Source organism: Pseudorhodobacter sp. (assembly GCF_030452865.1).
Classification (GTDB): Bacteria; Pseudomonadota; Alphaproteobacteria; order Rhodobacterales; family Rhodobacteraceae; genus Pseudorhodobacter.
The window spans coordinates 19,151-27,418 of the sequence record NZ_JAKDLJ010000004.1; the positions used below are offsets into that span (position 1 = coordinate 19,151).

The window sequence follows — 8,268 nt, forward strand, 5'->3', positions numbered from 1 at the left end:
CCCGGTGAAATCAAAACGGCAGATCATGCGCCTGATCGGCGGGTTTGACAAAGCCCGCAACCACCTTTTTCGATCCGGCCTTGTCGAAGGCTACATCCAGCTTGTCGCCTTCGATCCCGGCAATCGTGCCATAGCCGAATTTCTGATGGAACACCCGGTCGCCGCGCGTGAAGGACGACACTGCCGCAAGGTCGATCACGGTATTTTTCGCCTCACGCGGCTGGCTCATGCCGTATTGCTGGCTGCGTTCCTGCATCCGCCGCCAACCGGGCGAGTTGTAGACATCGGCATTCGCTGCGCGTTCCTCGATCCGGGGGGCCGGTGCCGCTGCGCCAAAGCCGCCACCATAAAGGCCCGGTGGTGTCAGGATATCGACATGCGCGGCGGGCAGTTCGTCAATGAAACGGCTGGGAAGCTGGCTTTGCCACTGGCCATAGACCCGACGATTGGCGGCGAAGGAGATCGTACAAAGTTCTTCCGCCCGCGTGATGCCGACATAGGCCAGACGGCGCTCCTCCTCCAACCCCTTCTGGCCGCTTTCATCCATGCTGCGCTGGCTGGGGAACAGACCATCCTCCCACCCCGGCAGGAAAACCACCGGAAATTCCAGACCTTTGGCGGCGTGTAGCGTCATGATGCTGACTTTTGCGCCGTGTTCTTCGGTCTCATTCTCCATGATGAGGGAGACGTGTTCCAGAAACCCTTGCAGGTTCTCGAAATTGTCCAGCGCCTTGACCAGTTCTTTCAGGTTCTCCAACCGCCCCGGTGCTTCCGGTGTCTTGTCATTCTGCCACATGGCGGTATAGCCGCTTTCCTCCAGTATCACCTCGGCCAGTTCGATATGGTTGTAATCGGGCTTCAAGGTGGCATCGTGCCAGCGCGCCATACCATCGGTGAAGGCGCGCAACTGCCCGGCCCCTTTGCCGGAAATCCCGCCTTCGGCCAAAATTGCCCGCGCGCCATCAAGCAGCGACATGCCGCCCGCCCGCGCCACGCGCTGGATATTCTGCTGCGCCTTGTCGCCAAGCCCGCGTTTTGGGGTGTTCACCACCCGCTCAAACGCCAGATCATCATCAGGCGACACCGCAAGTCGGAAATAGGCCATGGCATCGCGAATTTCCAACCGCTCATAGAAACGCGGGCCACCGATGACGCGGTACGGCAAGCCGATGGTCAGGAACCGATCCTCAAACGCGCGCATCTGGTGGCTGGCGCGCACCAAAATCGCCATATCGTCAAGGCTGTGCGGTTCCATATGGCGGGTGCCGCGTTGCAGCGCCTCCGCCTCATCGCCAATCCAGCGCGCCTCCTCCTCCCCGTCCCAATGGCCGATCAGGCGGACCTTTTCGCCTTCTGTTGCCTCGGTCCACAAGGTTTTGCCCAAGCGCCCGGAATTGGCGGCAATCACCGCCGATGCCGCGGCGAGGATATGCGGGGTGGAGCGGTAATTCTGTTCCAGCCGGACGACATGCGCGCCGGGAAAATCCGTCTCGAACCGCAGGATATTGCCGACTTCGGCACCGCGCCAGCCATAGATCGACTGATCATCATCGCCGACACAACAGATGTTCTTGTGCGCTTGTGCCAACAGCCTGAGCCAGAGGTATTGCGCGACATTTGTATCCTGATATTCATCAACAAGGATATATTTGAACCAACGTTGGTATTGCTGCAAGATATCCGGGTGGGCCTGAAACAGGGTGACGGTATGGAGCAGCAGATCACCGAAATCGGTCGCGTTCAGGCTGCGCAAACGCTCCTGATACTGCTGATAAAGCTCCGTCCCGCGATTGTTATAGGCTGACGCCTCCGACGACGGCACTTTTTCCGGCGTCCAGGCCCGGTTTTTCCAGGCATCAATCAACCCCGCCAGCATCCGCGCCGGCCAGCGTTTTTCGTCGATGTTGGTGGCGGCGATAAGCTGTTTCAGCAGGCGAAGCTGATCGTCGGTATCCAGAATGGTGAAATTGCTTTTCAGCCCCACCAGTTCGGCATGGCGGCGCAGGATTTTCACCGAAATCGAATGGAATGTCCCCATCCATGGCATGCCTTCAACCGCGTGGCCCATCAGCCGCGCCACACGGTCTTTCATCTCGCGCGCGGCCTTGTTGGTGAAGGTCACGGCCAAAATCTCATTCGGGCGGGCGCGGGCTGTGTTCAGAAGATGTACGATGCGGGTCGTCAGCGCCTTGGTCTTGCCGGTTCCTGCCCCGGCAAGCATCAGGACCGGACCATCCAAAGCCTCCACCGCCGCGCGTTGTGCAGGGTTGAGGTCATCCAGATAGGCAGCCGGTCGCGCAGCCATGGCGCGCTGCGACAGCGGCACCGGCCGCGCCGCCGCCTCGAATGCATCGTTTTCATCATAGCCGTTCATCACCAAAGGTTAGCGCGGTTCCGCGCCGAGCGAAAGGCCTGTTCTTCTAATGTTCCAAAGGTGCGGCGGGTTGCCGTCGGGCTTTCGTGCATCACGTCAAGGTGATGGGAACCGGTTGTGCGGCAGCGGCGTTCTACTTGCATGACAGCAGGTCACGAAGACCTGTTGGAAACCGGATCAGGAGGATCTTTCATGTTGGGTAAACTTGCACTTTCTACCGCATTGGTGATGTCGATGGCGACCGTCGCATTGGCAGAGACCGTCAAATGGACCGCGACACTGGATCAGGCGCAGGAAGTGGATCAATCCACCCCCGTCAAGAATGCCGGCGGCATGGCCGAGGGTACGCTGGATACCGAGACCGGCAAGCTGACTTTCAACATCACGTTCCACGATATGTCAGCCGATCCGACCGCAGGCCATTTTCACGGCCCCGCTGCCAAGGGTGCTGACGCCCCGCCGGTGGTGACACTGGTTGAGTCCGGCGGTTACGCGACGCCGATCAATGGCGAGGCGACGGTGACGCCGGAGCAAGTGAAGGAAATCCTTGATGGCATGTGGTACATCAACCTGCACACCGACCAGAACCCGAACGGTGAAATCCGCGGGCAGGTCGAAAAGGCGATGTGACCTATAGTCACCGCTTGAGAATGCGTTAAATAGCACTGGCGGCACCCATGGTGTCGCCAGTTTCGTTTTTGCAGACCATCCGAATCCTGCCCTGCGCACGCAGACCCGCGCGCCGGTCCGGATTCGGTCCGCGTTGCCAGCCATCGTGGAAATCCGAGGGACATCCGATGACGACACCGCAAACCACACCGGCAAAGACTGTTGCGGGCGAAGCCGAAACGCCCGGCACAAGTGCCCCTGCGCCCGCCCAATCGACGCGGCTGGTGATCGCCTCGGTGGCTGTTCTGTTGCTGCTGGCCTCGCTCGATCAGACCATCGTGTCCACCGCCTTGCCCACGATCGTCGCCGATCTGGGCGGGTTGGAGCACCTGTCCTGGGTGGTGACCGCCTATATCCTCGCCTCCACCATCGCCGCGCCGCTTTACGGCAAGCTGGGCGATCTTTACGGGCGGCGGAATATGGTTTTCGTCTCGGTGGGCATTTTTCTGCTTGGCTCCTCGCTGTGTGGTCTGTCCCAAACCATGGGGTTCCTCATTGCCTCCCGCGCGTTGCAGGGGCTTGGCGGCGGCGGGCTGTTCGTGCTTGCACTATCGGTGATCGGCGATGTGGTGCCCCCGCGCGAGCGGGGCAAGATCCAAGGCGTGTTCGCCGGGGTCTTCTCGCTGTCATCCGTGCTGGGGCCATTGCTGGGGGGCTGGTTTGTCGACGCGTTCAGTTGGCACTGGATTTTCTATATCAACCTGCCCCTGGGCGCGCTGGCTGTGGCGGGTTTTGGCATTGGCTTTGCCCCGACAGGAAAGCGGGCCAAGCACCAGATCGACTGGGCCGGGGCGGCGGCGCTGACGCTGATTCTGGGTAGCCTGACACTTGTAACCAGCCTTGGCGGGCGGAGTTTTGGCTGGGGCACACCACAGGCTTTGGGGTTGATCGCACTTTGCCTCGCATCCCTTCTGGCCTTTGTCGTGATCGAGCGCCGCGCGGCAGAGCCGATCCTGCCGCCGTCACTGTTCACCCAGAACGTCTTTGTCGTCACCTCGATCATCGGCTTCATCACCGGGGCGTCGATGTTCGGGGCGATCACCTTCTTGCCGCTGTACCTGCAAATCGCCAAGGAAGTGTCGCCGACAGTATCCGGCCTTATGCTCATACCGATGACGGCGGGGATTTTGCTGTCATCCACCGGATGGGGGCAGTGCATGGGCCGGACCGGGCGCTATCGGATGCTACCGATATTTGGCATGGTGATGATCTGCGCCGGGGCGGTACTGCTGACGCGGATTGATCGGGACACCGGGGTCTGGATGTTCAGCCTGTCGATTCTGGTGCTGGGCCTTGGGCTGGGCAGTATCTTCCCGGTGGTGACGACAGCGGTGCAAAACGCGGTGCCGCGCGCGCAGCTTGGCACTGCAACGGCGGCCGGCGTGATGTTCCGTCAGGTCGGTGGATCGCTGGCGGTGGCGGTGTTCGGCGCGATGTTCGCGGGCGGCATGGCCAGCGCGCTTGATCCTGCAACCGCAAGCCAGATCGGCGGAGAGATTGGTCCGCGCATCATGGCAACGCTGCCCGCCGCCGCACAGCAGGCAGTGGCGAATGCCATTATCACCGCCTTGCACCCGATCTATTGGGTGGTTGCGGGAATGGCAGTCTTTGGCTTCGTCGTGGCGCAATTCCTGAAAGAAGTGCCGTTGACCAACCGGATGGTCCCGAAGGGGGAATAGGCGCACGTCCATTCCCCCGATTCTTTCATAAATGTTTCAACAAAACATGAAGAATGTGTTGCGCTGCATCGCAGCATGAATAGAGTGCGCGCAAATCCAGCATCCCCGGAGGGACCGCCATGGCCGAATTCCGCAAAATCCTGATCGCCAACCGGGGGGAGATTGCCATCCGCGTGATGCGCGCCGCCAATGAGATGGGCAAGAAAACCGTGGCGGTTTACGCGGAAGAGGACAAGCTGGGCCTGCACCGTTTCAAGGCGGATGAGGCGTACCGGATTGGTGAGGGGTTGTCGCCGGTGGGGGCGTATCTGAGCATTCCAGAGATTATTCGTGTTGCCAAGATGGCTGGCGCGGATGCGATCCATCCCGGTTATGGATTGCTGTCGGAAAACCCGGATTTTGTCGATGCCTGTGACAAGGCCGGGATTTGTTTCATCGGGCCGAAAGCTGCCACCATGCGCGCCTTGGGCGATAAGGCATCCGCGCGGCATGTCGCGATTGAGGCCGGGGTTCCGGTGATTCCGGCGACCGACGTATTGGGTGATGATTTCGATGTGATCAAGCGTCAGGCGGCGGAGGTGGGATATCCCCTGATGCTCAAAGCGTCATGGGGTGGCGGCGGGCGCGGGATGCGGCCGATTTTGGCTGAGGCCGAGTTGGTCGACAAGGTTCGCGAAGGGCGGCGCGAAGCGGAAGCGGCGTTTGGCAATGGCGAAGGCTATCTGGAAAAGATGATCCAGCGCGCGCGCCATGTCGAAGTGCAGATCCTCGGCGACAAGCACGGCGAAATTTACCACTTGTTTGAGCGTGATTGTTCCGTCCAGCGCCGCAACCAAAAGGTGGTGGAGCGCGCGCCAGCCCCCTATCTGACCGACGCCCAGCGCGCCGAGGTTTGCGATTTAGGTCGCAAAATCTGCGCCCATGTGGGCTATGAATGTGCCGGAACGGTTGAGTTCCTGATGGATATGGATGACGAGAAATTCTATTTCATCGAAGTGAACCCCCGCGTGCAGGTCGAACATACGGTGACCGAGGAAGTCACCGGCATTGATATTGTTCAGGCCCAGATCAAGATTGCCGAGGGTAAAACCTTGGCCGAAGCGACCGGGGCGGCAAGTCAAGCCGATGTCACCCTGTCGGGCCATGCGCTGCAATGCCGGGTGACGACGGAGGACCCGCAAAACAACTTCATCCCGGATTATGGCCGCCTAACCGCTTATCGAAGCGCAACGGGCATGGGCATCCGCCTTGACGGTGGCACCGCCTACGCGGGTGGCGTAATCACGCGCTATTATGACAGTTTGCTGGTCAAGGTGACCGCTTGGGCGCAGACCCCGGAAGCGGCGATCAAGCGAATGGACCGGGCGTTGCGCGAATTTCGTATTCGCGGGGTTTCGACCAACATCGCCTTTGTCGAAAACCTGCTGAAGCATCCGACCTTCCTTGACAACACCTACACCACCAAATTCATCGACACCACGCCGGAGCTGATGGATTTCAAGAAGCGCCGGGACCGGGCGACGAAAATCCTGACCTATATCGCGGATATTACGGTGAACGGGCATCCCGAAACCGCAGGCCGCGCCCTGCCCGCCGCCGATATCCGTGACGCCAAACCCCCGGCCCCGCGCAATGAGCCGCCGATGGGAACCCGCAACCTGCTGGAGCAAAAAGGCCCGCAAGCGGTAGCGGATTGGATGCGCGCGCAGACCAAGTTGCTGATCACCGACACCACGATGCGCGATGCGCACCAGTCATTGCTGGCGACAAGGATGCGGTCGATTGATATGATCCGCGTGGCGCCGACTTATGCCGCCAATCTGGGCGGGCTTTTCAGTGTCGAATGTTGGGGCGGGGCGACCTTTGACGTGGCCTATCGCTTCTTGCAGGAATGTCCGTGGCAACGGTTGCGCGACATTCGCGCGGCGATGCCGAATGTGATGACACAGATGCTGCTGCGCGCCTCGAACGGCGTCGGTTATACCAACTACCCGGATAACGTGGTGCAGGCCTTTGTGAAACAGGCGGCGGAAACCGGTGTGGATGTGTTCCGGGTGTTCGACAGCCTGAACTGGGTCGAAAACATGCGGGTCGCGATGGATGCGGTGGTGGGGGCGGAGAAGGTTTGCGAAGGCACGATTTGCTATACCGGCGATATGCTGAACCCGGATCGGGCGAAGTATGACCTGAAATATTACGTCAGCATGGGTCGCGATTTGCGCGCTGCGGGCGCGCATGTCTTGGGCCTGAAGGATATGGCGGGGCTGTTGAAACCCGCGGCCGCTAAACTGCTGGTCAAGGCGCTGAAAGAGGAGGTCGGCTTGCCGATCCACTTCCACACCCATGACACGGCGGGGATTGCCTGTGCGACCATCCTTGCCGCTGCCGATGCAGGCGTTGATGCCGTGGATTGCGCGATGGATGCGCTGTCGGGGAACACCTCACAGGCGACCTTGGGAACCATTGTGGAGGCACTGGCCCATACCGACCGCGATACCGGGCTTGATATCGGTGCCATCCGCGAGATTTCGAACTATTGGGAAGGCGTGCGCGCCCATTACGCGGCATTCGAGTCCGGCCTGCAAGCCCCCGCGTCGGAGGTGTATTTGCACGAAATGCCCGGTGGCCAGTTCACCAACCTCAAGGCGCAAGCGCGATCCCTTGGGCTGGAGGAACGCTGGCATGAAGTGGCGCAGACCTATGCCGATGTGAACCGGATGTTCGGCGATATCGTCAAGGTCACGCCTTCTTCGAAGGTTGTCGGCGATATGGCCCTGATGATGGTCGCCCAAGGCTTGAACCGTGCTCAGGTCGAAGACCCCGGCGTGGAGGTGGTGTTCCCCGATTCCGTGATCGACATGCTGCGCGGCAATCTGGGTCAACCGCATGGCGGCTGGCCCGATGCCATCCTGCAAAAGGTGCTGAAGGGCGAGGTGCCGATGACCGACCGCCCCGGCGCGAACCTGCCCACTGTCGATCTGGAAGCGACCCGCGCCAAACTCGCCGCCGATCTGGCCGCAGGGGCAGAGGAACCCGATGAGGAAACCGTCGATGATGAGGATTTGAACGGCTATCTGATGTATCCCAAGGTTTTCACCGATTACCGCAACCGCCACCGCATTTATGGCCCGGTGCGGATCTTGCCGACGCGGACCTTCTTTTACGGCATGGACGAGGGCGAGGAAATCTCGGCCGAGATCGGCCACGGCAAGACGCTGGAAATCCGTCTGCAAACGGTCAGCGAGACCGGCGACGATGGCGATGTCAAAGTGTTCTTTGAGTTGAACGGCCAGCCTCGCGTGATCCGGGTTCCAAACCGCGCGGTCAAGGCCAAAACCGCCGCCAAACCCAAAGCGGCAGAGGGCAACCCCAACCATATCGGCGCACCGATGCCGGGGTCCATTGCAAGCGTCGTCGTCACCCTGGGTCAAAAAGTCAACGCAGGCGATCTGCTGCTGACGGTTGAGGCGATGAAGATGGAAACCGGGTTGCACGCCGACCGCACGGCGGTTGTGAAGGCGCTGCATGTCGCGCCCGGTGCGCAGA

The 8,268-nt window shown here is 60.7% G+C and carries 4 protein-coding genes; 3 read left to right on the forward strand and 1 reads right to left on the reverse strand.

Features of this window, described 5'->3' with window-relative positions:
* Nucleotides 1–10: 10 nt before the first annotated feature.
* Nucleotides 11–2,374, reverse strand: coding sequence for an ATP-dependent helicase (locus L0H65_RS00770; protein ID WP_301456854.1), 2,364 nt, complete (start codon nt 2,372–2,374; stop codon nt 11–13).
* A gap of 192 nt (nt 2,375–2,566) precedes the next feature.
* On the opposite strand from L0H65_RS00770, the gene L0H65_RS00775 reads away from it, so the two are divergent.
* From L0H65_RS00775 to L0H65_RS00785, 3 genes are all read left to right on the forward strand, one after another.
* A complete protein-coding gene (locus tag L0H65_RS00775) occupies nt 2,567–3,004 on the forward strand; it encodes a CHRD domain-containing protein (protein WP_301456855.1) in 438 nt (145 codons plus the stop codon).
* Between the two features lie 167 nt (nt 3,005–3,171).
* Entirely contained in the window at nt 3,172–4,722 is a 1,551-nt protein-coding gene (locus L0H65_RS00780; RefSeq protein WP_301456856.1) for an MDR family MFS transporter, read from the forward strand.
* Nucleotides 4,723–4,841: 119 nt separating this feature from the next.
* Nucleotides 4,842–8,268: pyruvate carboxylase (locus L0H65_RS00785; RefSeq protein ID WP_301456857.1), on the forward strand; the 3,427-nt coding region annotated here is incomplete at its 3' end.

What these genes read in the sequence shown, in the direction of transcription:
- L0H65_RS00770 (WP_301456854.1), bottom strand. Translation starts at nt 2,374, where the DNA reads ATGAACGGCTATGATGAAAACGATGCATTCGAGGCGGCGGCGCGGCCG.
- L0H65_RS00775 (WP_301456855.1), top strand. Translation starts at nt 2,567, where the DNA reads ATGTTGGGTAAACTTGCACTTTCTACCGCATTGGTGATGTCGATGGCG.
- L0H65_RS00780 (WP_301456856.1), top strand. Translation starts at nt 3,172, where the DNA reads ATGACGACACCGCAAACCACACCGGCAAAGACTGTTGCGGGCGAAGCC.